We start from the raw sequence: 23,413 nt of genomic DNA on the forward strand, positions 1-23,413 counted from the left end.
GGCTTTTTTCTGCCTGAGGATTCTCTGGAAGTGATGGGGCAGCCCATGCTGGGGCAGCCCGTGCTGCGACTCTGGTCGCTTTTTCGCGGTTCTTAACTTGCTAGGCTTGCCCGGTGGAGAGCCTTTGGCTGTTGCTCCCGTTTGTCGTTGCGCCTTGTACTCCCTTTGTGCGCTACCTTTTTCAAAAGATCCTTAAGGAAAAGTATGAAGTTGCCGCCGTTGCGAGCGCAGCACTGGCTGATTTTTGCAGCTGTTTCGCTTATCTTTTTTAGCTGGGGCGCATGGTTGATCCGCGCCCCGCAAATGGTCGAGCCGCTGGCCTGGCTGCAGAAATGGCAGGCCGAGATCTTCGCGCCATTGGCTGACGACCAATTGACGCTTAAGCATCTGAGCGAGCGGGTCGAGGAGGGCGGTGAGCTGTGGTTGCAGCCGCGTCTCGATGGTTCCCGGCTGCTGTACCGGGGCGAATTGCAGGCCGATGATCAAGTCTGGAGCGTCGAGGCCCGCATTGCTCTGAGTGATGATGAGTTGGTCAGCCTGATGGCGGCGGCTGGTGTCGACGAGACCGGCGAGGAGCAGCCGCTGAGTGCGCAAATGGTCAGGCAGTTGGGGCATTATGAAATTATCTATTTGAGCCTCAAGCCATTGGACGACGTCAGCACGGCGCAGATAATCAGCAGTCTGGGCCAACCCAAGCTACGCCTGGAGCTCAAGGAAGGTGGCCAGGCCTTGGTCTTTCCCCAGCTGGGCCTGACCGCACATACCCTTGATGAGGATGTTGATCTGCTGTTTGTCGTACCGCAGCGCTTGCTCGCGCCATAGTGCGGCGTGGGTTATTTGCCCAGTACTGCGACCAGCCATTGCGGGTTTGAAGCGCTGAGTTGATTCAGGTAATGACTGCCGCCGAGCTGGCGCATTTGCCGCCGAATCCAAGTCGCTCGGCGGTTGATGTAGGCGGTTGGTCGGCTGGCGCTCCATTTGCGGGGGTTGGGCAGCACCGCCGCTAGCAGGCTCGCCTGATGGGCCGACAAATAGGGCGCGCCAATACCGAAGTGGTGCTTTGCTGCGGCCTGTGCGCCGAATATGCCAACGCCCCATTCGGCGCTGTTCAAATACACTTCGAGAATACGTTGTTTCGGCCAGAACAGCTCGATCAGGCCTTTGAACCAGACCTCGATGCCCTTGCGCAGCCAGCTACGCCCAGACCAGAGAAACAGGTTCTTGGCGACTTGTTGGCTCAGGGTGCTGGCGCCACGCACATTGCCACCTTCTTGATTGTGCTCGATGGCTGCGCGGATCGCGGCAATATCAAACCCCCAGTGGTCTGCAAACTTCTGGTCTTCACCGGCGATAACCGCGATTTTCAAGTCGTCGGGCAACTCTGCCCATGGTCGCCAGGTGCGCTGCAGGTCGATTGGCGTGCCATCTATCCAGGACTGCACCTTGCGTTCGACCATCAGTGCGCTGCCCGGCGGTGGCACCCAGCGCAGGACCAGTACCAGCAGGGCCGAGCCAGCCATGAACCAGAGCAGGGATTTGATCAGGATGCGGCGGATGGTTTGAAACATGCGTGCTTGGCCCGGCGGAGTTTGCGAGCCATTATAACGATCGTACTGGCCTTGTCTGGAGTGATTGATGGCGCGTTTGTGGATTGTCTTGTCAGCCCTTTCGGGTTTCAGCGGTGTGGGCCTTGGCGCGTTTGCCGCCCACGGCTTGAAGAAAACCCTGAGCACCGATTATCTGGCCGTGTTCCAGACCGGCACCCATTACCAACTGATCCATGCATTGGCGTTGTTCGGTGTTGGGCTGCTTGCATGCTATGCGCCGGGGCGCTGGGTCACGCTGGCGGGTGCGTTCTTCGCCACTGGAATCGTGCTGTTTTCCGGTAGTTTGTATGCGCTGACCCTGAGTGGAATAGGCAAGCTGGGGATTATCACGCCATTTGGTGGCCTGGCGTTCTTGCTGGGTTGGTTGTGCCTGGGCATGGCTGCCTGGCGCTTAACCCCGAACTGAGCAGCGGGGGCAGCTTCTAAACTGACTCGCGCGTCAGAAAACAGAGCAAATGAGGCCCTTTAGCCTTGGTCATCGCGTTTGATCGGGCTAGAATGCAGACCCCTCTAGATTTGTGACCGTTACGTCATGCGCATTCAATTGAATGGCGAGCCACTAGAGCTTGCCGATGGCCAGACTGTCGCTGGGCTGATTGCTCAGCTAGACCTGGCGGGTCGCCGCGTTGCGGTCGAGCTCAACCTGGATATAGTGCCGCGCAGCCAGCACGCCAGCACCGTCTTGGCTGAAGGTGATCGGGTCGAGGTTGTCCATGCCATTGGTGGTGGCTGAGCCAGGCCCGCACCGATTTATTTTGCCCGGTGCTCTAAGTTACGCCGCTGCTTATGCACGGCGCTTGGCTTAAAGCGCGCAACCCGCACTAGGAGTTTTCGATGAGCCAAGTTCGTAACGACAAGCCTTTCACGCTCGCCGGTCGTACCTATCAATCGCGTTTGTTGGTGGGAACCGGGAAGTACCAGGACCTGGAACAAACCCGGGTTGCCATTGAAGCTTCTGGCGCCGAGATCGTCACTGTGGCGGTGCGCCGCACCAATATCGGCCAGACACCGGGTGAGCCAAACCTGCTTGATGTTATTTCGCCTGATCGCTACACCATCCTGCCCAACACCGCTGGCTGCTATGACGCTGCCGAAGCTGTACGTACCTGTCGCCTGGCTCGCGAACTGCTTGATGGGCATAACCTGGTCAAGCTGGAAGTCCTGGCCGATCAGAAGACCTTGTTTCCCAATGTCATCGAAACCATCAAGGCAGCCGAAATCCTGATCAAGGATGGTTTCGATGTAATGGTGTACACCAGCGATGATCCCATTATCGCCCGGCAACTGGCGCAGATGGGCTGTATCGCGGTAATGCCATTGGCTGGCCTGATTGGCACTGGCCTGGGGATTTGCAACCCCTACAACCTGCGGATCATCCTTGAAGAGGCCACTGTGCCGGTATTGGTTGATGCCGGGGTTGGTACCCCATCCGATGCCACCATCGCCATGGAACTTGGCTACGAGGCAGTGCTGATGAACAGCGCCATTTCCCATGCGCAGAAACCGGTGATGATGGCTGAAGCCATGAAGTACGCTATCGAAGCTGGCCGCTTGGCTTACCTGGCCGGGCGCATGCCGAAGAAACTTTATGCCAGTGCTTCGTCGCCTCTTGAGGGTATGATTCGCTGATTAATCACCGAAGACCACTGCGCTAGGGTTTTCGAGTTTCATCTATTAATTATTTGTCATCCGGCATTGGCCTGATCCTTGGCTCTGGATGGCGTAGTACGACCGAATTAAAGAGTACGAAATGACTGATTCCCCACAGGCCACGCCTGAAACCTCGCCCAAGCTGCGAACCATCAAGAGCTTTGTTATGCGTGCCGGGCGCATGACTGAAGGGCAGCAGCGGGGGCTGGATCAGGGGCTGAGCAAGTTTGGCTTGAAGCTTGAGGACGGCCTGCAGGATTTTGACGCGGTCTTTGGTCGCCGTGCGCCACGTACTTTCGAAATTGGTTTTGGCATGGGCCATTCCTTGCTTGAGATGGCTGCTGCGGCACCTGAACAGGATTTTATCGGCGTTGAGGTGCATCGCCCGGGCGTGGGTGCCTTGCTCAATGGGTTGCTCACCCAGAATCTCAGCAACGTGCGCGTTTATAGCTGCGATGCCTTGGAGGTGCTGCGTAACTGCGTGGCCGACAACAGTCTTGACCGACTGATGCTGTTTTTTCCGGACCCATGGCATAAGGCCCGTCATCACAAGCGGCGTATTGTGCAGCTCGAGTTTGCCGAGCTTGTACGACAGAAGCTCAAGGTCGGGGGTGTGCTGCATATGGCTACCGATTGGCAGCCTTATGCCGAGTACATGCTGGAAGTGATGAACGCGGCGCCCGGCTATCAGAACCTGGCGGCTGATGGCAGCTATGTGCCGCGCCCGGCAGAACGTCCCATTACCAAGTTTGAACGCCGTGGCGAACGTCTTGGCCATGGGGTCTGGGACCTGAAGTTCGAGCGTCAGGGCTAAACCGTCCAGGCTTTGCCAGCGTTCGTTGGTTCTTCTAAAACAAGCGCGGCCTTCCCGGCTGCGCTTGCATCTGTCCCAGTACCTTGCGCACGCCAGCTTGACCTCGAGCCTGGCGACTTGAGCCTGAAGGTTACAAAAAACTGCAATTGCCCTGGCCCCCGCCATTCCAGCTTTAGATGCGGCGCTGGATGTGCAGTGAAACGCTAATTCGCATATCAGCCGAAGAAAATGCTTGTTTGAACGATTAAACTGCGCGCTGCCGCTAAGCTGCGTCTTGCGAATAGGCATGCACGCAGCCTCAGCAGGCCCACTTCAGGGATGGAATACCAGACCGGGAAAACCCGGCGCCAGGATGGCTTCTCACCAAGACTGACCAATAAAGCGCAAGTCAATGCTGGCGCATAAAAAAGCGGTGCATGAAAGAAGTCTGCGCTGTGGGGGAGTACTGTGTTGCGAAAACTTTCGATTCTGTTGTTGGCTGCAGTGGCGCTGCAGGCTCAAGCCAAGGTTGATGAAGCGCAGGCTGGCCGGCTCGGCCAGGACCTGACACCGCTCGGTGGTGAAATGGCGGGCAATGCCGCAGGGACCATCCCGCGTTGGGAAGGTGGATTGGCGACGCCGCCGGCCAGCTATTCGCCTGGCATGCATCATCCTGATCCGTACGCGGGCGAGAGGCCGCTGTATCAGGTCAACAGCCAAAACATGAACCAGTATCAAGCCAAGCTGCCTGCGGGTTTGAAAGTCCTGCTGGAAAAGAACCCGGATTATCACCTGCGGGTTTTCCCGACCCACCGTAGCGCAGCTGCGCCGCAACGTATCTACGATGCTACTCGCTACAATGCGCTCAACGCCCAGTTGATATCCGGCGGCAACGGTGTGGAAGGGGTGGCATCGGGCATCCCGTTCCCGCTGCCGCAAAATGGCCAGGAAGCCATCTGGAACCACATCATGCGTTACCGTGGCGACCAGATCAGCTTTGTGACAAACCAGGCTGCGGTACTATCCAATGGTGCCTACAACCTGCTCAAGCTCGAACGCGATGTGTACTTTCTGTACGGACGTGAGGGGGTAACGCCGAAGGATCTTGATAACACTTTGTTCTATTACAAATACAAGGTGGTTGCGCCATCCAAGCTGGCAGGTTCGGCGCTGGTGGTGCAGGAGACCCTCGACCAGGTACTGGCGATTCGCAAGGCCTGGCGCTTCAACCGTGGCGAGCGCCGTGTGCGTCGCTTGCCAATGCTGGCGTATGACACCCTGCAGCCGGACACCAACGGTATGGCCACGGCAGATGTTGTCGACTCCTACAACGGCGCACCGAATCGCTATGAGTGGAAGTTGTTGGGCAAGCAGGAAATGCTGGTGCCTTATAACAGCTACGCGGTACACCAGCAGGGTATTCCCTATGAGACCATTCTCAAGCGCAACACGGTCAACCCTGACCTGCTGCGCTATGAGCTGCATCGGGTTTGGATTGTCGAGGCGGATTTGCGCAAGGGTTTTAGCCATCCCTATGCCAAGCGGCGCTTCTACATCGATGAAGACAGCTGGCAAATCCTCGCGGTCGATCTTTATAACAAGGATGGCGAGTTGAGTGGCCTGCAGGAAAGCCATCCGATCAGCTACTACGATGTGCCGATGTTTGGCAGCACCCTGGAAACCATCTACGACTTCAAGGGCGAGCGTTATTTTGTCGATGGCCTGGATAACAATGAGCCGATGTACAACTTCAACGTGGGCCTGACCCCGCGTGACTTCACGCCACAAGCGCTGCGCCGCTCCGGCAATTGAGGCAGACGCGGAAAAGCCGCCTTAGGGCGGCTTTTTTTGTGTGACTGCTGATACAGTTCCAACACGTTACGCAGGTGGAGCTACGGAGATACAGGTGAAACGGGGGCCGCTCATCACGGCTATAAGTGTTGCCTATGTGCTGTGCTCTGAATACTTAGCAACGTTGTCATTCGCGGTTCTGCAGTAGGTCCAACCGGTCTCAGCGCTGCCAACTCCAGATTTGCTGGTGGTCATCCGACCTATGCTGGTTTGCGGCTACAAACTGTTGGTGCTGAACGTTGAGCTGGCCACGCTACGTGGAGTTTCCAGGCCCAGTTGTCGGCTAACTTGAGGGTTTTGATACTCAACCAGTGGCAAGGTCGTTGGCCTCGTGTACCGGCTCTTGTCAGGCAAGAGCATGAGGTGCGTAGGATGTTCGGCCCGCTTTTTTGATGGTTCAGCTAAAAGCAGACAAGCTACCGTAAAAACCGATTCCTTCATATAAAGCTCCTGTGCAACTGTTCATGAGTTCAATCTACTCCAAGGTAACGCCTGGCGTTAGATGGATTGGTCATAGCCAGCGAATTGATATTCCCTTAGCACCTGATGTCGGCCTGGAGGCCCGTGATTACGGGCGATTAGCCTGAATCCACGGGGCCTTGTGCCTTCGACCAGTCGTCGAGATGGTGTTCACTGGCCCTTCAAGCTGTCACATTCCTGTCTGCTTAAGCATCAAGCACGGCATCCACGAGGATAGATTGTTGATTTACGACAGCTTGCAACGCACCTTTGGCTACCAGCAGTTTCGTCCTGGCCAGGAGGCCGCGATCGAGGCCGTGATGGCAGGGCGTTCGGTCGCGGCAATATTTCCCACCGGCTCCGGCAAGTCGATGTGTTATCAGTTGCCCGCCATGCACTTGCCCCACCTGACGCTGGTGGTCTCGCCGCTGCTGGCCTTGATGCAGGACCAATTGGCTTTTTTGCAGCGCCACTCGATCAAGGCGGCCAGTATCGATTCGGCCCAGAGCCGGGAGGACATCGCGCAGGTGATGCATGATGCCAAGAGTGGCGAGCTCAAGGTCCTGATGATTTCAGTCGAACGCTTGAAAAACGAGCGTTTTCGCAATTTCATCCAGCAGGTGCCGATCTCCCTGTTGGTGGTGGATGAGGCGCACTGTATTTCCGAGTGGGGGCATAACTTCCGGCCGGACTACCTGAAGCTGCCGGACTATCGACGCCAATTCAACATTGCCCAGGTTTTGCTGCTGACCGCGACGGCAACCCCGCCGGTCATCGCCGATATGCAGCAAAAATTCGAGATAGCCGAGGCGGATGTGGTGACCACCGGATTTTATCGGCCCAACCTCAACTTGTGGGTAGAACCGGTGGCGGGGGCTGACAAGCAGCGGCGCTTGGTCGAGTGGTTATCGGCCAAGGCCGGGCAACCCAGCATTGTCTATGTCACCCAGCAGAAAACCGCCGAGCAGGTGGCTGATTTGCTGGCGGCCAAAGGTTTTCCTGCCAGTGCCTATCATGCCGGCATGCCACATGAGCGGCGTGAGTCGATCCAGCGCCAGTTCATGGGCGGTCAGTTGAACTGCATCGTCGCTACCATCGCCTTTGGCATGGGCATCGATAAAAGTGATATCCGCAACGTTGTGCACTACGACCTGCCCAAGTCGATAGAGAACTACAGCCAGGAAATCGGCCGCGCCGGACGCGATGGCCAACCTTCGGATTGCTGGGTCATGGCCAACCGCGACAGCCTCAATGTGCTGGAAAACTTCGTCTACGGCGACACGCCCGAACTGGAAGGCATTGCTTATGTGCTCAATGAGTTGCTCGCCTGTGGCGCGGATGGGCAGTGGGAGCTGACATTCAATGCGCTTTCCGAGCAAAGCAATATTCGCTTGCTGGCCTTGAAAACGCTGCTGGTACAGTTGGAGCTTAGAGGTGTTATTGCGCCTAAATACGCCTATTTTGCTGAATATCGCTTCAAATACTTGATTGAGCCTGAGCAGCTTATCGCCAGGTTCGATGGTGAGCGACGAGGTTTCGTCGAGGCCTTGGTGGCCTCATCGAAACGCGCGCGAACCTGGTGCACTGTCGACTTTGATCAGCTTTACCAACTGCACCAGGCCGAGCGTAGCCGAGTGATAAAAGCACTGGATTACTTTCAGGAAAAAGCCTGGATCGAACTTGAAAGCAAGCAAATGACCGAGGTTTATACCCTGCTTGACGCTGCATTTGATCCTGCCCGGCTCGGCGCGGAGTTGCATCGCTACTTCAAGCAGCAAGAGCACAGCGAGATCGAGCGTATTCACGCCATGCTCGACCTGTTTGCCAGCGATCAATGCCTGAGCCAGCGGTTGGCCGGCTACTTTGGCGATAGCCAGGCGCCAGTGCGGTGTGGGCATTGCTCGGTGTGCCAGGGCCAGGTTGCCCGCCTGCCAGAGCCGCCGGCACTGGCGTCGCTCGATCAGTGCAGGGTGAGTGACTTGGGCGCTGAATTTATCCAGCGTTACCAGGGATTGAAGGGAGGCATGCCAAGTCACGAATGCTTGACTCGTTTTTTCTGTGGCATCAGCGTGCCGCTGTTGACCAAGCTAAAGGCGCGCAGCCTGGCGGGCTTCGCTGCTTTGCAGGACTACCCCTACGCCCAGGTGCGTGAGTGGGTCGAGGCCCAGGTGTAAGCGTTCAGCGGTTGCTTTTATGGCTCTGGCTCAGGGTCCATTGCAGCAGCTGGGTTGAAAGGTTATCGACCGCGCTACCGAAGGCTTCGACCACATTTTCGACCGAGTTGCCTGTTGCCGCCTGGCTGGCGCTGAAGCGTCTGCTGGCGATGATCTGTTGCTGGCTGTCGACCAGTTGCACATCGAGTTGAATCTGCACCTGTGGCGCGCCGTTACGGTATTCGCTTTGAAAGGCACGCAGGGTGCTGACCAGTTGCAGGTCGGTTTGCAGGTGGTTGTCATCACTTCTCACGGCAGCAAAACTATTGGCACTGATAAAGCTGTCGATCAAGCGATCGCGGAGCATGGTCGGTGCCCGGTCGCTCCAGCGCACGCCTTGATAGGTGCTGACCTGGTTACCATCGGGCAGTACGACAATTCGTGAGCTGTCGAGAATCTGGTTGCTGCTGGGGCGATTGACCTGCAAGGTCATGGGGCTGGGTGTTGCCAGAGTGCTAACGCTCGGTGCGGTGCCGGGCAAGCGATAGACATGCAGCTGCTCGGGCTCCGGCAGGATAGAGCAGGCGCTGAGCATAAGCGCGCTGAGTGCGAGGGCACTGATGCGGATAAACCGGCTCATGGTTGAAACTCCTTGATGGTATCGCTACGCAGCAGGTAGGCCGGGTCGTCTTCAATCCGGCGTGAGAACGAGCGGATGGTGCTCAGGGTGTCGCGCAGGTCATTGATTGCCGGGCCCAGAGTGCTTACACCCTGCATGCCTTGGCGCAGCGCGTCCCGGTTCTCGTCGAGGATGCGCTCGATATTGCTGCTGCTGCGCTCCAGCGATGCACTGATGCGCTCGATGTTGGCAAAGCTCTTGCGCCCAGAGTCGTTGAGCAGGCTATTGGCATTGCGCATCAGCTTGACGGTTTCAGTGCTGGCGACGCTGATTTCCTGGGCGGTTTTGTTCAGTGTGTCGCGCTGTTCGGCGACCATTGCACTGACTGCTTCGAGGTTTTTCAGGGTCTTGGAGACCTGCGTCAGGTTCTCGTCGTTGAGCAGGTGGTTGGCTTGGTTGATCAGGTGATTGACGTTGATGACCAGGTCATCGCCGTTGGCGAGCAATTTTGACAGAGGAGAAAGGTCGGCAATAATCCTGGGCCGTTCGCCATCTTCGCTGAGCAGCGCCGGGCTTTTCGGTGTGCCGCCATGCATCTGGATGACCGCAGTTCCGGTGATGCCGGTGATCGACAGGCGGGCGCGAGTATCGGTCTTGATCGGGGTGCTGCTGACAATACGTATCCAGGCAATGACCTTGCGCGGGTCCTTGGGGTCAAGAAACAGGCGCTGCACATCGCCGATGGTGATGCCGCTGTATTGCACGGAGCTGCCGCGCGACAAGCCGCTTACTGTCTCATTGAACACCACGCTGTATTCGTTGTATTGCTGGTCAGCGGAGTGTTTGCTCAGCCATATCGCAAAGACCAGCGCCGCGCTAACCACCAGCACGGTAAACAGGCCGATCAAAACATGATGTGCGCGAGGTTCCATTAAGCTCTCCGTGGCGCGTTGTCCGCTGCCTGCTTGGCCGCGCGTCCACGCGGGCCATGAAAATAGTGTTGAATCCATTGGTCATCGGTCGCCGCGACCTTTTCCAGGGTGTCGGCCACCAGCACACGTTTCTGCGAGAGCACGGCAATGCGGTCGCAAATGGTGTAGAGCGTGTCGAGGTCATGGGTGACCAAGAATACGCTGAGGCCGAGTGCGTCGCGCAGGGTCAGGATCAACTGGTCGAAATCAGCGGCGCCAATGGGGTCGAGACCTGCGGTGGGCTCGTCGAGAAACAGTATGTCTGGCTCCAGCGCCAGGGCGCGGGCCAATGCGGCACGCTTGACCATGCCCCCAGACAGCTCCGACGGGTACTTGTCGCCAGTCAGGCAGGGTAAGCCGACCAAGGCCAGCTTGACCCGTGCCAGGCGTTCGGCCGAGGCGCGGCTGAGCTTGGCATGCTCGATCAGTGGCAGCGCGATGTTCTCGGTAACCGTCAGTGACGAAAACAACGCGCCACGCTGGTAAAGCACACCGAAGCGGCGTTCGATCAATGAGCGCTGGTGTTCGTCCAGTTCCAGCAGGGTTTGTCCAAAAACATTGACGCTGCCTTCGTTGGGCGTGCGCAAACCGACAATCGAGCGCAGCAGCACCGATTTGCCGGTACCAGAGCCGCCGACGACCCCGAGCACTTCGCCCCGGTATAAGTCGAGGTCGAGGTTTTCATGCACGCTCTGCGCGCCAAAGCGATTACACAGCCCGCGCACTTCAATCACGGCTTCTTTGGTCACCAGCCCATCTCCACCATGAATAACGCGAAGATGGCATCGAGCAGGATCACCACGAAAATCGACTGGACCACGCTGGAAGTCGTGCGCTCACCCACCGACTGGGCGCTGCCGGTGACCTTGAAGCCTTCCAGGCAGCCGATGATGGCAATCAAGAAGGCAAAGATCGGTGCCTTGACCATGCCCACCAGGAAATGCTTCAGCTCAATACTTTCGTGAAAGATGCTGATAAAGCTGGTGACCGAGATATCCAGGGTCAATGCACAGACCATGGCGCCGCCGACTATGCCGCAGATCATCGCGATAAACGTCAGCACGGGCAGGGCAATCAGCATGGCGCACACTCGCGGCACCACCAGCAGCTCAATCGGGCTGAGGCCGAGGGTGCGGATGGCATCGATTTCTTCGTTGGCCTTCATCGAGCCAATTTGCGCGGTGAAGGCACTGGCTGTGCGCCCAGCCATCAAGATTGCCGTGAGCAGCACGCCAAACTCACGCAGGAAAGAGAACGCGACCAGGTTGATGGTGTAGATACTGGCGCCGAAGTCGGCCAGGATTGTGGCACCCAGAAATGCCACCACAGCGCCGACCAGAAAGGTCAGTAGCGCCACGATCGGTACCGCATTGAGCCCGGTTTGTTGCAGGTGCGAGGTCAGCGAGGTGATGCGCCAGCGGCTGGGCTTGAGCATTACGCTGAGCATGGTGCAGACGGTCAATCCAAAAAAACCGACCAGCTCGCGGGCCTTGCAGAGGAAATCGTCAACAGCAATGCCGATGTGGCCGAAAAACTCACTGATGGATGAAGGGCGGGGCGCAGGGGGCGTCTTTCTGGATTCAGTGATGGCATGACCCACGCTTTGCAGCAGTTGGCGCCGTTCTGCGCTCAATTGCGGTGAGCAGGTTTCAAGGGTCTCAAGCCGCGCTTCGCCGAGTAGGTCGACCAGCAGTGCAGCCCCTGCGGTATCCAGTTGGTTGATGTCATTGAGGATGATCGTGGCATCGGCTGCTACATCTTGCCGGGCTTGCATGACTTGTGGTTCGAGCGTGGCGAAGTGTGCCAGGGTCCAATCGCCGCCAATACGCAGGCCAGAACCTGCATCCTTGCGGTCTAATGGAAGCGCGTTGATAAAGGGGGCTGTCGTCATGGGTCCAGTTTAGCCTGCTCACCTTGCTGGCAACAGTAGCAAAATTTGCACTGCCACAACCGAGCCAGGTTGTTTGTGCGGCATCTGGGGCGCTGGGCTAGAATCCTAGCCTCCACAGGGACAGTCGCCAAATGCGACACAACACATGGATTGGAATCGAGATGAAGAAACTTGCTTACCTGATTGTGGCGCTGGTGCTGGCTTATGGTTTTGCCAGGGAGCAGGGCGTCTCGATCCCGGGGTTCAGCGACACGGCACCGGCTGGCAAATCCGAGGTCTTGCAGGCCTCCAGCCGCCAGCAGAGTGATGTTCAGGTTCAAGGCTCCGGGGTTGTGGTCAAGGTCTTGCGCGACGATCTCAAAGGCTCGCGGCATCAAAAGTTTATTCTCAAGATTGCAGGCGGCCCCAGCGTGCTGGTCGCCCACAATATTGATCTTGCGCCACGCATTGACGGCTTGCGCGCCGGTGACAGCGTGGAGTTCTACGGCGAATACGAGTGGAACGCCAAAGGCGGCGTCGTGCACTGGACGCACCGGGACCCGGGACGCCGTCATGTTGATGGCTGGCTCAAGCATGACGGCAGGACGTTCGAGTAGCGGTGCTAGTCAATCATCTCGGCGCCGGAGATGACCGGGTCAGGCAGCGAAACCGGCGCCGGTGATATTTGCAGGTACTTGATGCTCTCACGCGGAATCATCAGCAAGTCGCCATCGACTTCGATCGATAGGAACGGTGATTCCAGCTGTTTGCGAATTCCCCGCGCAACCTCGACGGGGTCGGCACTTTGCTGGGGGAAACGCATCGCCAAGCGCTGGCCGTCTTGGAAGTACAGGTACAGGTGTTTGATTGGTTTCATTCAGGTAACTCCATTTACGGGGGGTGTCTGGCTGGGCGTAATTTTATCGGGTCCATTCAAAGCCTAGCCGCAGGGGCTGGTTTGTGTAGTGATTGTCCCGTTGTGTTGAAGCCTAGGACGAGTCGGCGGCAAGGCTCAGGAGTTGCTCGATCAGCCATTGCAGGGCCGGGTCGCGCTGGCGCTGGCTGAGGCTGACCACTTCGAGATGAAAGGCCTCCAGCTCGAAGGGCAAGTCGAACAGTTGCAAGGGCAGCAGCGCCGCAAAATGCCGGGCCAGGTGGTCCGGCAAGACTGCGCCCAGGTCGCTACTGGCAACAATGTGCGCCGCTTGCAGGTAGTTTGGGGTGGTGTAGACCACTTCGCGCTGCAGGCCTTGCTCATTGAGCCATTGGTCCACCATGCCGCGTGTCTGGCCGCCGTGTACCCATAGCTGGCGAAGCTTGAGGAATAACTCAAGATCCACTCCATGGCTGACCAGTGGATGATCCCTGCGCACTGCGAGCTGCAAGGTCTCGCTGGCCCAATGCTGGCGGCTGAAACGCGCCGGAATGTCCAGGAAACGGCCCAGGACCAGGTCCAGCTCGCCGTTATCCAGCGCCTCTACGGGCAAGCGTGGATTCAGGTGGTGAATATCAATACGTATGCCTGGCGCGCAGTCACTGAGCTTGCGCATCAACTGCGGCATGCAGATCAATTCGACATAGTCGGTCAGCGCAATATTGAAGTGTTGGCTGCTGCTGGCGGGATCAAAGGTTTGCCCCGCGTTCAGGCTCTGCTCGATTTGCTGCAAGGCCATGCGGATCGGCCCGGCGAGGGCCTGCGCCCGGGGGGTTGGCTGCATGGTTCTGCCTGTGCGGACCAGCAGTGGGTCATCGAGCAATACCCGCAGGCGATTAAGTGCGTTGCTGACTGCTGGCTGGCTCAGTGCCAGGCGCTCAGCGGCGCGCGATACGTTTTGCTCGCGCATGAGTGCATCGAGCACACGCAGTAGATTAAGGTCGAAACTGAGTATATTCATAGTCTGAATATTAAGTATCACAACACTAAATTTCAAAAATAGTAGCGCGTTGCTTATGGTGATGGGCGATCTTTTGCCCGCTCAATTACAAGAGGGATAACCATGAGCAGTGTTTTTGATATTCAGTGCGCCGCCGTGATTGGCGCCGGGACCATGGGCCGCGGCATTGTCATGAGCCTGGCGAACGCGGGCATCCAGGTGCTTTGGCTGGACAATAATGCGCAAATGCTTGAGCAGGCGTTGGCAATGGTCGCCAAGACCAACGATCACAACGTCAAGTTGGAGCGTATCACTGCTGAGCAGGCCGCCAAGCGCTTTGCTTGTATTACCCCGGTTGCGGATTACGCCGAGCTGGCCGATGCCGACCTGGTGATCGAGGCGGTGTACGAGAACCTCGAGCTCAAGCAGCAGATCTTCCGCACCCTTGATGCCACGCTCAAGCCAGGCGCGATTCTGGCGAGCAATACATCGGCGCTGGATATCGATGCAATCGCCGCTGTTACCCAGCGCCCGGACCATGTGTTGGGCCTGCACTTTTTCAGCCCCGCACACATCATGAAACTGCTGGAAATCGTGCGCGGCGAAAAGACCTCGAAAGCCGTTTTGGATGCAGCCCTGGCGTTAGGCAAGCGCATCGGCAAGGTCAGTGTTGTAGCTGGGAACTGCAATGGATTTATTGGTAATCGCATGCTCCATACCTACGTGCGAGAAGCGCGGATGATGTTGCTTGAAGGCGCTTATCCGCATCAGGTAGACGCAGCCCTGCAAGGCTTTGGCTTTGCCATGGGGCCATTTCGCATGTACGACGTGGTCGGTATCGATCTCGAGTGGCGCGCCCGTGAGCTGGCGGGCAGGGGCCAGGATGCGCCAGAGGTTCAAGTGGACAATCGTCTTTGCGAGCTGGGCCGCTTCGGGCAGAAATCAGGCATGGGCTATTACCGCTATGCCGAAGGCAGCCGCCAGGCAGAGCATGATCCAGAAGTGGATGCGCTGGTGCTTGGTGTTTCCGAGCGGCTTGGCTTCAAGCGCCGTGATATCGGTCCGGACGAAATCCTTGAGCGCTGCCTGCTGGCGCTGGTCAACGAAGGGGCGAAAATCCTTCAGGAAAATATCGCCGCCAATAGCCATGATATCGACCTGGTCTACCTCAACGGTTATGGATTTCCCGCCGATAAGGGCGGGCCAATGAGTTGGGCTGATAGCCAGGGCGTGGCCGATATTCAGGCGCGACTGCGCTATCTGCAGGAAAACCGTGGCGAGCATTGGCGTCCTGCGCAGTTGATTTCGCAACTGGCTGCCAGCGACAAGGGTTTTGCTGATGTGCAGGAGGGATCGCTATGAGTTATCAAGCGCCGCTGCGTGATATGCGTTTTGTCATGCATGAGTTATTTGATATCAGCGCACACTGTCAGACACTGGGTAACGGCCTTGAGCGCGAGCTGGTTGATGACGTGCTCGAGGAAGCGGCACGCTATGCCAGCGAGGTGGTCGCCCCGCTCAATCGCAACAGCGACGAGCAAGGTGCCAGCCTGGTTGATGGCCAGGTGACAACGCCGGATGGCTTCAGCGAGGCATACCGGCAATATGTGGATAACGGCTGGGCGAGCATGACCTGTCCGGCTGACTTTGGCGGACAGGCGCTGCCACAGCTGCTGGCATGCAACTTTCATGAAATGCTGATGGGCGCCAGCCTGTCGTTCCGGATTTATTCGGGGCTGACCGAAGGCGCTGTATTGGCGCTCAATGTTCACGGCAGCGAAGAGTTGAAGCAGGCTTACCTGCACAAGCTTGTCAGTGGCCAATGGACCGGCACCATGGGCCTGACCGAGCCGCAGGCTGGCACCGACCTGGCTTTGCTGCGCACCAAGGCCGAACCCCAGGCCGACGGTAGTTACCGGGTCAGTGGCAATAAGATTTTCATCAGCGGTGGTGAGCAGGACCTCAGCGAGAATATTGCCCACCTGGTCCTGGCCCGCCTGCCCGATGCGCCGGCCGGGGTCAAGGGCATCAGCTTGCTGTTGGTGCCCAAGTTCATCGCCAATGCCGATGGCAGCCTTGGCCAGCGCAACGCCCTGAGTTGTGGCGCGCTTGAGCACAAGATGGGCATCAAGGGCGCGGCAACCTGCGTCATGAATTTTGATGGCGCTACCGGCTGGTTGGTTGGTGAAGCCAATCAAGGCCTGGCTGGCATGTTCACCATGATGAATGACGCGCGCTTCCAGGTTGGCTTGCAAGGGCTGGGTATCGCCGAAGCTGCTTATCAAGGGGCGCTGCGCTATGCCCGTGAGCGCTTGCAGTCGCGTGCCTTGACTGGCCCGGCTGCGCCTGAAAAGGCGGCGGACCCGATTATCGTGCATCCGGATGTGCGGCGCATGCTGTTGACCCAGAAGACCCTGGTCGAGGGCTCGCGCATGTTGGCGGCCTACACGGCACGCTTGCTCGATCTGGAGCATGGCCATCCCGATGCAGCGGCGCGCAAGGCTGCCGGCAAGCGCGTGGCGCTGCTGATTCCTATAGTCAAAGCATTCTTTACCGACATGGGCCAGGAGGTCGCCAGCCATGCCGTGCAGGTATACGGCGGGCACGGCTACATCCGTGAGTGGGGCATCGAGCAGCTCATGCGCGACAGTCGCATTACCCAGCTCTATGAAGGCACCAACGGTATTCAGGCGTTGGATTACATCCGCCGCAAACTGCTGGGGGACGGTGGCCAGCAGTTGGCCGAGCTGTGCGATGAGTTCACTCAACTCTGTGCCGCGCAAGCTCAGCGTCCGGCTTTGAAAGCCATGGCTGCCACAGTGCAGGCACGCTTTGTCGAGTGTGGTGAATTGACTGCGCAAGTCATAGCTGCATGCCAGCGTGATCCCCAGGAGATTGGCGCCTGCTCGGTGGACTTCCTGCAGTATTGCGCCTATGTGTTGTTGGCAGGCTTTTGGTTACAGGCGGCCGCGCGTGCGCAAGACCAGCTTGATGCCGGTGATACGGATGCTGAGTTCTATCAGGCCAAATTGCACAGTGCGAATTTTTACCTGCAGCGTGTTTTGCCGCGTGCCAGCATGCATCGTGAAGCTCTCCTGGGAGGCGCCGACTGTCTGATGGCCATGCCCGAGGCCAGTTTTGCGTTTTAATGGCTGAGGCTGTTGTGGCGCTCCAGGGCGCCGTACGTCAAACCGAGAATAAGAGGACATGGATCATGCGCCCATTCAGCTTTGCGACAACCGCACAGATTATCTGCGAGTCAGGCTCTTCCAATCGACTGGCTGCGCTCTGCCGCGAGCGTGGTGCCAAGCGTGTGCTGATCGTCACCGATCCCGGTATCACCCAGCTTGGCCTGTTGGCCCCGGTGCTGCCTGGGTTTGCCAGCGAACAGGTTGCCTTCGAGGTATTTGACCAGGTTGTTGCCGACCCGCCAGAAGCCATAGTTGACGCTGCCCTTGCCCAGGCGCGGGAACTGAAGGCTGAATTGATTGTGGGCTTTGGTGGTGGCAGTTCGATGGATGTTGCCAAGCTGATTGCCTTGCTTGCTCATCCGCACAACAGCCAGCAGCTATCTGATATCTATGGTGTAGGTAATGCGACGGGCCAGCGCTTGCCGTTGATCCAGGTGCCGGCCACCGCTGGCACGGGTTCAGAAGTCACCCCAGTGGCGATTGTGACCACTGGCGAAACCACCAAGATGGGTGCGGTTTCGCCGCTGTTACTCCCGGATTTGGCCCTACTGGATGCTGATTTGACCCTGGGCTTGCCACCGGCGGTGACGGCTGCCACTGGTATCGACGCCATGGTGCACGCGATCGAAGCCTATACCAGCGTACACAAGAAGAATCCGCTTTCCGACATGCTGGCCCGCGAGGCATTGCGTCTGTTGGCGGCCAACCTTGATGAGGTGGTGCACAACGGCAGCAAACGTGAGGCACGCCAGGCAATGCTGCTTGGGGCTTGCCTTGCTGGCCAGGCATTTGCCAATTCACCGGTCGCGGCGGTGCATGCGCTGGCGTATCCACTGGGCGGGCACTTTCACATTCCCCATGGCTTGAGCAACGCATTGGTTCTGCCCCATGTACTGGGCTTCAATGCCAGTGTAGCGGCACCTTTGTATGCGGAGCTTGCGCCACTGGTGCTGGGCGAGAAACTACGTACGGGCGCGGCGGTTGATCAAACCGAGCAGTTCATCATGGAGTTGGCCGATTTCAGCGAGCGCAGTGGCCTGCCAACCCGGCTGCGGGACGCCGGGGTTGGGCAAGACATGCTTGAGCAACTGGCGCGCGATGCAATGCTGCAACAGCGTTTGCTGGTCAATAACCCGCGCGAGATGACCGAGCAGCATGCCTTGGCGATTTATCAGTCTGCGTACTGACTTCGATAGCTATTTCGGATAAGGATCCTGCATGAACCAAGCCCAACACCTGCGAACTGATTACCGGCATTTGCAAGCTGTCACCACGCGCTGGCACGACAATGACATCTATGGCCACGTTAACAACGTCACCTACTACAGCTACTTTGATAGTGCCGTGAACAGCTACCTGATCGAGGAGGGTGGCCTGGATATCCACGACGGTGAAGTGGTTGGATTCGTGGTCAGTTCGAGCTGCGATTACTTTGCCTCTATTGCCTTTCCGGATCGGATCGAAATCGGGCTGCGGGTTGGCAAGCTGGGCAACAGCTCGGTGCAATATGAGCTGGCCGTGTTCAAGCAGGGTGAAGAGCTTGCCTGTGCGGCCGGGCGCTTTGTGCATGTCTTTGTTGACCGTCAAAGCAATCGCCCGGTACCCATTCCTGATCAGTTGCGCAGCGCCTTGGCCAGGCTTGTGGTCGAGCAATAAGGCCCTTTCTGCAGACCCAAGGCCCGAACACACAAAAGCCCGCAAAGATGGGGGCTTTTGTTTGGCAGCCGTAAAGCGTGGCGCAGATTTCAGTGATGCTTTTTGTGCTTCTTGTGTTTGTGCTTGCCATGGCCGTCATGACGGTTGTTATCGTCCGCCAGGTTATTACCCAGCGCACCCCCTGCCGCGCCGCCAAGGCCTGCGCCAATGGTCGAGCCGGTGCTGCCGCCGACCTGGTTGCCCAGTACTGAGCCGCCAGCTGCGCCCAGGCCACCGCCCAGGGCCGCCTCGGTCTTGTTGCCGTCGCGTGAGCTCATGGCGCCACCAGCTGCGCCGCCAAGAACTGCACCTACCGCTGCCCCAGTGCTGCCGCCAACCTTTTGGCCGATAACTTTACCCAAGCCCCCACCACCCCCCCCCCCCCCCGCCAAGCCCCCCCCCTCCCGCTGCGCCAGTGCTGCCGCCAACCTGTTGGCCGATAACGTTACCCAAGGCACCACCAACGCCACTGCCAATGGCTACCTTGCCATCGTCGGCGAAAGCCAGAGGTGTTGTCAGTGCGCCAAGCGCCACTGCAATGATTAACTTACGCATAAAAACCTCGTACCAGACGCCCAAATAGGGCAATGGCTGTGTGGAGCCAATGCCCTAAAGGCATGCACACAGTTTTATTGTGATATTCGATGGTTAAATGGCACTAAAGTTCCTATTGGCGGGACTGCGCTCAGGTGCTATCGACGGCGCCAGCCGCGGTTCCAGTGTTTGTTATGGCGATGCTTGTGATGTTTCCAGCCGCGTCGGTCGCGATCACGGTAGTGGTGGTCGCGACGATGGCCATCGTGGTCATCAGAGCGGCTTTCATTGGCGTAATAGTTACCCAGTGCGCCACCGGCTCCGCCACCCAGGGCTGCGCCAATCAGGCCGCCACTGCTGCCGCCGATACTTCGCCCGGCAACGTTGCCGCCTGCACCACCCAGGCCGCCGCCAATGGCTGCCTCGGTGCGGTTGTGTCGATCTGCGCCGGCGGCACTGCCTGCCGCGCCGCCGACACCCGCACCAATGGCAGCACCTGTGCTGCCGCCGAATTGTTCACCGACAGCTGCGCCCAGCAGGCCGCCCAATGCGCCGCCGATTCCTGTCTCGGTGCCACCTGCGAAAACGCTGGCACTGCTCATGCTGAGGGTCAGGAAAATAATTGAGGAGTACTTCATACGACAATCACTCAATGGATGTTGATGTCGCGATCCTCTTGTTTGTGCGGCCAGCTGCGCAAGTTAAATCCGACCAATAACCTGTGTTTTCCACATAGTGTAAATATATGTTTTTTAAGGAGAACTTTTTGATTTGCGACGTTGTCTGAGCCTGATTGCCCAGGCTCGATTCTGCTGTTTTCAGCATTTTTTGCAGGTCAATTTGCCACTGTCGCGGGCTGGCCGGCTGCTTGACCGTGCAGATTAAAACTCTCTTTATCAGGCGCTTTTAGCTTCGATCATCTGCTTATCGGCGGCGCTGGCAAACAAGCGGATGGCGATAAATTTTGAGGTTGGAGTAAAGCTGCCGCTGCCGTAACTCTGCAATGGCACCAGCGGATTGGCCTCCGGGTAGTAGGCTGCTGCCTGGCCCGCAGGAATGTCAAAGGCAAGCAGGGTGAAGCCCGCGATCTTGCGTTCGATATTGTCATCCCAGAGCGATATCACATCGACTTTTTGCCCCGCTTTAAAACCCAGGCGGATGATATCTGCTTGGTTGGCAAAGATGACTTTGCGTTGACCGCTGACACCGCGGTAGCGGTCATCCAGGCCATAAATGGTGGTGTTGTACTGATCATGGGAGCGCAAGGTCTGCATGATCAGGTCAGGTTGCTGGCCACTGCGCCTGGCCTGCTCGGGGATCAGATCCTCAAGTAGCAGGTTGGCCTTGAAATGGGCTTTGCCCGATGGGGTTTGCCACTGGCGCTGGGCAGCTGAGTTGCCCAGATAGAAGCCGCCAGGCTGTTCAAGTCGCCGATTGAAATCAGTAAAGCCGGGGATGGTATCGGCGATCAACTGGCGGATTTCCCGGTAATCGGCAATCAGGCTGTCCCAGTTGACGGGACTGTCACCCAGGGTGGCCTTGGCGATGCCTGCAATAATCGCGGGCTCCGAGCGCATTTGCGTCGATAGCGGGGTTAGCTGGCCATATGATGCATGAATCATGCTGAATGAGTCTTCGACCGTGACCGCTTGCGGGCCGTTGGCTTGTTGGTCGATATCGGTACGCCCCAGGCAGGGCAGGATCAGCGCTTGCTTGCCAATGGTCAGGTGGCTGCGGTTGAGCTTGGTGCTGATTTGCACGGTCAACTCGCAGTTTTGCAGGGCTTTGTGGCTCTGCGGGCTGTCGGGGGTTGCCTGGGCAAAGTTACCGCCCAGGGCGATAAAGACCCGCGTCTGGCCTGCGAGCATGGCGTTGATTGCGGCAACCACGTTATGACCCTCTTCACGGGGTGCGCTGAACTTGAAGCGCTGTTCCAGTGCATCGAGCAGCGCGGCCGATGGCCGCTCGTCGATGCCCATGGTGCGGTCACCCTGAACGTTGCTGTGGCCACGTACCGGGCATAACCCCGCGCCAGGACGACCAATGTTGCCGCGCAGCAGTTGCAGGTTGGTGATTTCCTGAATGATTGCGACCGAGTGCCGATGCTGGGTGATGCCCATGGCCCAGCAGATAATCACCCGGTTGGCCTCGCGGTAGAGCCGTGCGGCGTATTCCAGCTCTTGCAGGCTCAGGCCGGATTGCTCAACCAGTGACGGCCAGGAGCTGGCGTCGAGTACTTGCAAATAGCTGTCTATGCCCTGGGTGTGAGTTTCGATAAAGGCATGGTCAAAGACCGGCGGCAGGTTGTTGGCCGCTGCTTCGCGCTCCCACTGCAACAAAAACTTGGCGATGGCGCGCAGGGCGGCCATGTCGCCGCCAAGTGCAGGGCGCAAGAAGCTGGTATTGAGTGGCTCAGAGCCGTTGGTCAGCATCTCGATGGGGTGTTGCGGATGCTGGAAGCGTTCGAGCCCGCGTTCTTTCAAGGGGTTGAAGCAAACCACCTGGGCGCCGCGCTTGACCGCTTCGCGCAGCGGTTCGAGCATGCGTGGGTGATTGGTCCCCGGGTTCTGGCCCAACACGAAGATTGCATCGGCCTTGTCGAAGTCGGCAAAAGTGATTGTGCCCTTGCCAATACCGATGCTTTGACCTAGGGCGACGCCACTGGCCTCATGGCACATGTTCGAACAGTCCGGGAAGTTATTGGTGCCCAGCGCCCGGCCAAACAGTTGGTAAAGAAAGGCGGCCTCATTGCTGGCGCGGCCTGAGGTATAGAAGTCAGCCTGGTTCGGGTTGTCGAGTCCATTGAGGTGCTTGGCAATCAACTTGAAGGCATCGTCCCAGGCAATAGGCACGTAGTGGTCCGTGGCGGCGTCGTAGCGCATTGGCTCGGTCAGGCGGCCTTGGTATTCCAGCCAATAGTCGCTTTGTTCGCGCACTTGGCTGAGGCTGTAGCGCTTGAAGAACGCGGCATTGACCGCGCGGCTGGTGGCTTCCCAGTTGACCGCCTTGGCTCCGTTTTCGCAGAACTTTACCGCGCCGCTTTCAGGTGAGTCTCCCCAAGCGCAGCCGGGGCAGTGGAAGCCGCCGTTCTGGTTTGTCTTGAGCAGGGCGCGCACGTTCTTCAGCGGTTGCTTGCTGTCCAGCCAGAAGCGCGTCACGCTGCGCAACGCGCCCCAGCCTGCTGCGGGTCCTGTGTAGGGTTTGTAGCGTGGCGGGGCAACATGCATATTCATTGGCTGGATGACCTTGTCGGTGCCGGGCTGAAAACCCTTGGGGCGCTATGGTGCGGCAGGTGGATCAGGTTGAGGTTGTGTTGTCGCGCCCATTGCACGCTGAGTGTGGTGGGGGCCGACAGGCTGACCAAGGTTTGCAGCCCTGCGCGAATGGCTTTCTGGATAAGCTCCAGGCTGCAGCGGCTGGTGATCACCGCAAAACCCCGTTGTGCATCGCTAGCGTTGTTGTGCAGGGCCCCGATCAACTTATCCAGTGCGTTGTGGCGTCCGATATCTTCGCGGCAGAGGCTGATAGCGCCCTGTGCATCAACCAGCAAGGCTGCGTGCAGTGCGCCGCTGCCGCGTGCCAGTTGCTGCTGCTCGGTGATGCGCTGGCGCAACTCAAAAAGATGCTCGGCCGGCGGCAGTGGGCGGCTTGGCAATGGCTTCAGCGCGGGGAGGGCCTGATCCAGTGCTTCTACGCCACACAGGCCGCAACCGCTGGTGCCAGCCAGTTGTCGCCGCTGTTCTTTTAGCGCCCAGAACGCACGGTTGCTCAGGGTCACCTGGGCGTTGAGGGCGTCACCCGTGCGCTCAAGCTGGATGTCATAAATCTCGTCAACGCTGTCTATGAGTGCATTGCTCAGGCTGAAACCGGCAATGAAGTCTTCAACGAAGGACGGGGAAACCATCATCACCGCATGGTTGATGCCGTTGTAGCTGATGGCTAGTGCACATTCGTCAGCCAGCGCCACCGCATTGCTGGCGCTGGCCGGGGTCAGCTCGGCGTAGCTGTAGTCGGTGTTTTGGGCGGGTCTTGTCGTTTCGGTACCGGGCATGGGGGTTCCCCAGGTGCGCATTGGTTTAAGCCAAGCCTATTGCTTTGGGCAGGGGGAGTCTAATCGCTATTGCCGATGCCGTGATCGACGCGCTC

At 58.3% G+C, this 23,413-nt stretch carries 24 protein-coding genes; 12 read left to right on the forward strand and 12 right to left on the reverse strand.

Annotated features, from left to right (window positions below):
* Positions 1-204: 204 nt before the first annotated feature.
* Positions 205-822 carry a hypothetical protein gene (locus PSES9_RS0118565; protein ID WP_010489492.1) on the forward strand — a complete coding sequence of 206 codons (618 nt, stop codon included), beginning with the start codon at positions 205-207 and terminating at the stop codon, positions 820-822.
* An 11-nt stretch (positions 823-833) separates the two neighbouring features.
* Here PSES9_RS0118565 and mtgA read toward each other — a convergent pair whose 3' ends face one another.
* Complete coding sequence (gene mtgA / locus PSES9_RS0118570) at positions 834-1,568, reverse strand: monofunctional biosynthetic peptidoglycan transglycosylase (protein ID WP_010489493.1); 735 nt, start codon at positions 1,566-1,568, stop codon at positions 834-836.
* A gap of 67 nt (positions 1,569-1,635) precedes the next feature.
* On the opposite strand from mtgA, the gene PSES9_RS0118575 reads away from it, so the two are divergent.
* From PSES9_RS0118575 to PSES9_RS0118600, 6 genes are all read left to right on the forward strand, one after another.
* Positions 1,636-2,013, forward strand: a complete 378-nt coding sequence (locus PSES9_RS0118575; RefSeq protein WP_010489494.1) for a DUF423 domain-containing protein — start codon at positions 1,636-1,638, stop codon at positions 2,011-2,013.
* Between the two features lie 126 nt (positions 2,014-2,139).
* Positions 2,140-2,340 (forward strand): sulfur carrier protein ThiS, encoded by a 201-nt coding sequence (gene thiS / locus PSES9_RS0118580; protein WP_010489495.1) that lies wholly within the window; start codon positions 2,140-2,142, stop codon positions 2,338-2,340.
* Between the two features lie 101 nt (positions 2,341-2,441).
* The gene (locus tag PSES9_RS0118585) at positions 2,442-3,236 is read left to right on the forward strand and encodes a thiazole synthase (protein ID WP_010489496.1); all 795 of its coding nucleotides are present in this window, start codon (positions 2,442-2,444) and stop codon (positions 3,234-3,236) included.
* A 163-nt stretch (positions 3,237-3,399) separates the two neighbouring features.
* Complete coding sequence (gene trmB, locus PSES9_RS0118590) at positions 3,400-4,071, forward strand: tRNA (guanosine(46)-N7)-methyltransferase TrmB (RefSeq protein ID WP_238530404.1); 672 nt, start codon at positions 3,400-3,402, stop codon at positions 4,069-4,071.
* Positions 4,072-4,518: 447 nt separating this feature from the next.
* Entirely contained in the window at positions 4,519-5,862 is a 1,344-nt protein-coding gene (locus PSES9_RS0118595; RefSeq protein WP_010489498.1) for a DUF1329 domain-containing protein, read from the forward strand.
* 740 nt (positions 5,863-6,602) lie between these two features.
* Entirely contained in the window at positions 6,603-8,534 is a 1,932-nt protein-coding gene (locus PSES9_RS0118600) for a RecQ family ATP-dependent DNA helicase (RefSeq protein ID WP_010489499.1), read from the forward strand.
* 4 nt (positions 8,535-8,538) lie between these two features.
* On the opposite strand, the gene PSES9_RS0118605 is transcribed toward PSES9_RS0118600, so the two are convergent.
* From PSES9_RS0118605 to PSES9_RS0118620, 4 genes are read right to left on the reverse strand one after another with little or no spacing between them, the layout of a single operon-like run.
* Positions 8,539-9,153 (reverse strand): ABC-type transport auxiliary lipoprotein family protein, encoded by a 615-nt coding sequence (locus PSES9_RS0118605; RefSeq protein WP_010489500.1) that lies wholly within the window; start codon positions 9,151-9,153, stop codon positions 8,539-8,541.
* Positions 9,150-10,064: an MlaD family protein gene (locus PSES9_RS0118610; protein WP_010489501.1), complete on the reverse strand. Its 915-nt coding sequence runs from the start codon at positions 10,062-10,064 to the stop codon at positions 9,150-9,152. The genes PSES9_RS0118605 and PSES9_RS0118610 overlap by 4 nt, the downstream gene beginning before the upstream one ends.
* Positions 10,064-10,855, reverse strand: a complete 792-nt coding sequence (locus PSES9_RS0118615) for an ABC transporter ATP-binding protein (protein WP_176443190.1) — start codon at positions 10,853-10,855, stop codon at positions 10,064-10,066. Before PSES9_RS0118615 ends, PSES9_RS0118610 begins: the two co-directional genes overlap by 1 nt.
* Positions 10,849-11,994 (reverse strand): MlaE family ABC transporter permease, encoded by a 1,146-nt coding sequence (locus tag PSES9_RS0118620; RefSeq protein ID WP_010489503.1) that lies wholly within the window; start codon positions 11,992-11,994, stop codon positions 10,849-10,851. Before PSES9_RS0118620 ends, PSES9_RS0118615 begins: the two co-directional genes overlap by 7 nt.
* Positions 11,995-12,155: 161 nt before the next feature.
* Here PSES9_RS0118620 and PSES9_RS0118625 point away from each other — a divergent pair, with 161 nt between their 5' ends.
* A complete protein-coding gene (locus tag PSES9_RS0118625) occupies positions 12,156-12,590 on the forward strand; it encodes a DUF3465 domain-containing protein (protein WP_010489504.1) in 435 nt (144 codons plus the stop codon).
* 5 nt (positions 12,591-12,595) lie between these two features.
* On the opposite strand, the gene PSES9_RS0118630 is transcribed toward PSES9_RS0118625, so the two are convergent.
* Together PSES9_RS0118630 and PSES9_RS0118635 are read right to left on the reverse strand one after the other, a co-directional pair.
* Positions 12,596-12,850: a hypothetical protein gene (locus tag PSES9_RS0118630; RefSeq protein ID WP_010489505.1), complete on the reverse strand. Its 255-nt coding sequence runs from the start codon at positions 12,848-12,850 to the stop codon at positions 12,596-12,598.
* Between the two features lie 112 nt (positions 12,851-12,962).
* The gene (locus PSES9_RS0118635; RefSeq protein WP_010489506.1) at positions 12,963-13,868 is read right to left on the reverse strand and encodes a LysR family transcriptional regulator; all 906 of its coding nucleotides are present in this window, start codon (positions 13,866-13,868) and stop codon (positions 12,963-12,965) included.
* Positions 13,869-13,970: 102 nt separating this feature from the next.
* Here PSES9_RS0118635 and PSES9_RS0118640 point away from each other — a divergent pair, with 102 nt between their 5' ends.
* The 4 genes from PSES9_RS0118640 (at position 13,971) to PSES9_RS0118655 (ending at position 18,694) form a co-directional block, all read left to right on the forward strand.
* Positions 13,971-15,209, forward strand: a complete 1,239-nt coding sequence (locus PSES9_RS0118640) for a 3-hydroxyacyl-CoA dehydrogenase (RefSeq protein ID WP_010489507.1) — start codon at positions 13,971-13,973, stop codon at positions 15,207-15,209.
* Entirely contained in the window at positions 15,206-16,996 is a 1,791-nt protein-coding gene (locus tag PSES9_RS0118645) for an acyl-CoA dehydrogenase C-terminal domain-containing protein (RefSeq protein ID WP_010489508.1), read from the forward strand. Before PSES9_RS0118640 ends, PSES9_RS0118645 begins: the two co-directional genes overlap by 4 nt.
* Positions 16,997-17,061: 65 nt before the next feature.
* Positions 17,062-18,225 carry an iron-containing alcohol dehydrogenase gene (locus tag PSES9_RS0118650; protein WP_010489509.1) on the forward strand — a complete coding sequence of 388 codons (1,164 nt, stop codon included), beginning with the start codon at positions 17,062-17,064 and terminating at the stop codon, positions 18,223-18,225.
* Positions 18,226-18,256: 31 nt separating this feature from the next.
* Positions 18,257-18,694: an acyl-CoA thioesterase gene (locus PSES9_RS0118655; protein ID WP_010489510.1), complete on the forward strand. Its 438-nt coding sequence runs from the start codon at positions 18,257-18,259 to the stop codon at positions 18,692-18,694.
* Between the two features lie 89 nt (positions 18,695-18,783).
* Here the strand turns inward: PSES9_RS0118655 and PSES9_RS0118660 are convergent, their stop codons facing one another.
* The 5 genes from PSES9_RS0118660 to fdhD all read right to left on the reverse strand — a co-directional run bounded on the left by PSES9_RS0118660 (position 18,784) and on the right by fdhD (position 23,318).
* Positions 18,784-19,161, reverse strand: coding sequence for a glycine zipper domain-containing protein (locus PSES9_RS0118660; protein ID WP_036988346.1), 378 nt, complete (start codon positions 19,159-19,161; stop codon positions 18,784-18,786).
* Positions 19,088-19,288, reverse strand: coding sequence for a hypothetical protein (locus PSES9_RS25415; RefSeq protein WP_010489513.1), 201 nt, complete (start codon positions 19,286-19,288; stop codon positions 19,088-19,090). The genes PSES9_RS0118660 and PSES9_RS25415 overlap by 74 nt, the downstream gene beginning before the upstream one ends.
* Before the next feature lie 137 nt (positions 19,289-19,425).
* Entirely contained in the window at positions 19,426-19,905 is a 480-nt protein-coding gene (locus PSES9_RS0118665; protein WP_010489514.1) for a glycine zipper domain-containing protein, read from the reverse strand.
* A 258-nt stretch (positions 19,906-20,163) separates the two neighbouring features.
* Positions 20,164-22,500 (reverse strand): FdhF/YdeP family oxidoreductase, encoded by a 2,337-nt coding sequence (locus tag PSES9_RS0118670; RefSeq protein ID WP_010489516.1) that lies wholly within the window; start codon positions 22,498-22,500, stop codon positions 20,164-20,166.
* Entirely contained in the window at positions 22,497-23,318 is an 822-nt protein-coding gene (fdhD, locus tag PSES9_RS0118675; protein ID WP_010489518.1) for a formate dehydrogenase accessory sulfurtransferase FdhD, read from the reverse strand. The genes PSES9_RS0118670 and fdhD overlap by 4 nt, the downstream gene beginning before the upstream one ends.
* Positions 23,319-23,413 lie beyond the last annotated feature (95 nt).

The organism is Pseudomonas sp. S9, assembly GCF_000222125.1.
GTDB lineage: Bacteria > Pseudomonadota > Gammaproteobacteria > Pseudomonadales > Pseudomonadaceae > Aquipseudomonas > Aquipseudomonas segetis.

Bases quoted from the DNA above. Each gene is read 5' to 3' on its own strand.
- PSES9_RS0118575 (WP_010489494.1), top strand. From the start codon at position 1,636: ATGGCGCGTTTGTGGATTGTCTTGTCAGCCCTTTCGGGTTTCAGCGGT.
- PSES9_RS0118630 (WP_010489505.1), bottom strand. From the start codon at position 12,850: ATGAAACCAATCAAACACCTGTACCTGTACTTCCAAGACGGCCAGCGC.
- PSES9_RS25415 (WP_010489513.1), bottom strand. From the start codon at position 19,288: ATGCGTAAGTTAATCATTGCAGTGGCGCTTGGCGCACTGACAACACCT.
- PSES9_RS0118610 (WP_010489501.1), bottom strand. From the start codon at position 10,064: ATGGAACCTCGCGCACATCATGTTTTGATCGGCCTGTTTACCGTGCTG.
- thiS (WP_010489495.1), top strand. From the start codon at position 2,140: ATGCGCATTCAATTGAATGGCGAGCCACTAGAGCTTGCCGATGGCCAG.
- PSES9_RS0118585 (WP_010489496.1), top strand. From the start codon at position 2,442: ATGAGCCAAGTTCGTAACGACAAGCCTTTCACGCTCGCCGGTCGTACC.
- PSES9_RS0118665 (WP_010489514.1), bottom strand. From the start codon at position 19,905: ATGAAGTACTCCTCAATTATTTTCCTGACCCTCAGCATGAGCAGTGCC.
- PSES9_RS0118655 (WP_010489510.1), top strand. From the start codon at position 18,257: ATGAACCAAGCCCAACACCTGCGAACTGATTACCGGCATTTGCAAGCT.
- PSES9_RS0118670 (WP_010489516.1), bottom strand. From the start codon at position 22,500: ATGAATATGCATGTTGCCCCGCCACGCTACAAACCCTACACAGGACCC.
- mtgA (WP_010489493.1), bottom strand. From the start codon at position 1,568: ATGTTTCAAACCATCCGCCGCATCCTGATCAAATCCCTGCTCTGGTTC.
- PSES9_RS0118635 (WP_010489506.1), bottom strand. From the start codon at position 13,868: ATGAATATACTCAGTTTCGACCTTAATCTACTGCGTGTGCTCGATGCA.
- PSES9_RS0118605 (WP_010489500.1), bottom strand. From the start codon at position 9,153: ATGAGCCGGTTTATCCGCATCAGTGCCCTCGCACTCAGCGCGCTTATG.
- PSES9_RS0118645 (WP_010489508.1), top strand. From the start codon at position 15,206: ATGAGTTATCAAGCGCCGCTGCGTGATATGCGTTTTGTCATGCATGAG.
- PSES9_RS0118650 (WP_010489509.1), top strand. From the start codon at position 17,062: ATGCGCCCATTCAGCTTTGCGACAACCGCACAGATTATCTGCGAGTCA.
- PSES9_RS0118620 (WP_010489503.1), bottom strand. From the start codon at position 11,994: ATGACGACAGCCCCCTTTATCAACGCGCTTCCATTAGACCGCAAGGAT.
- PSES9_RS0118625 (WP_010489504.1), top strand. From the start codon at position 12,156: ATGAAGAAACTTGCTTACCTGATTGTGGCGCTGGTGCTGGCTTATGGT.
- PSES9_RS0118640 (WP_010489507.1), top strand. From the start codon at position 13,971: ATGAGCAGTGTTTTTGATATTCAGTGCGCCGCCGTGATTGGCGCCGGG.
- fdhD (WP_010489518.1), bottom strand. From the start codon at position 23,318: ATGCCCGGTACCGAAACGACAAGACCCGCCCAAAACACCGACTACAGC.
- PSES9_RS0118565 (WP_010489492.1), top strand. From the start codon at position 205: ATGAAGTTGCCGCCGTTGCGAGCGCAGCACTGGCTGATTTTTGCAGCT.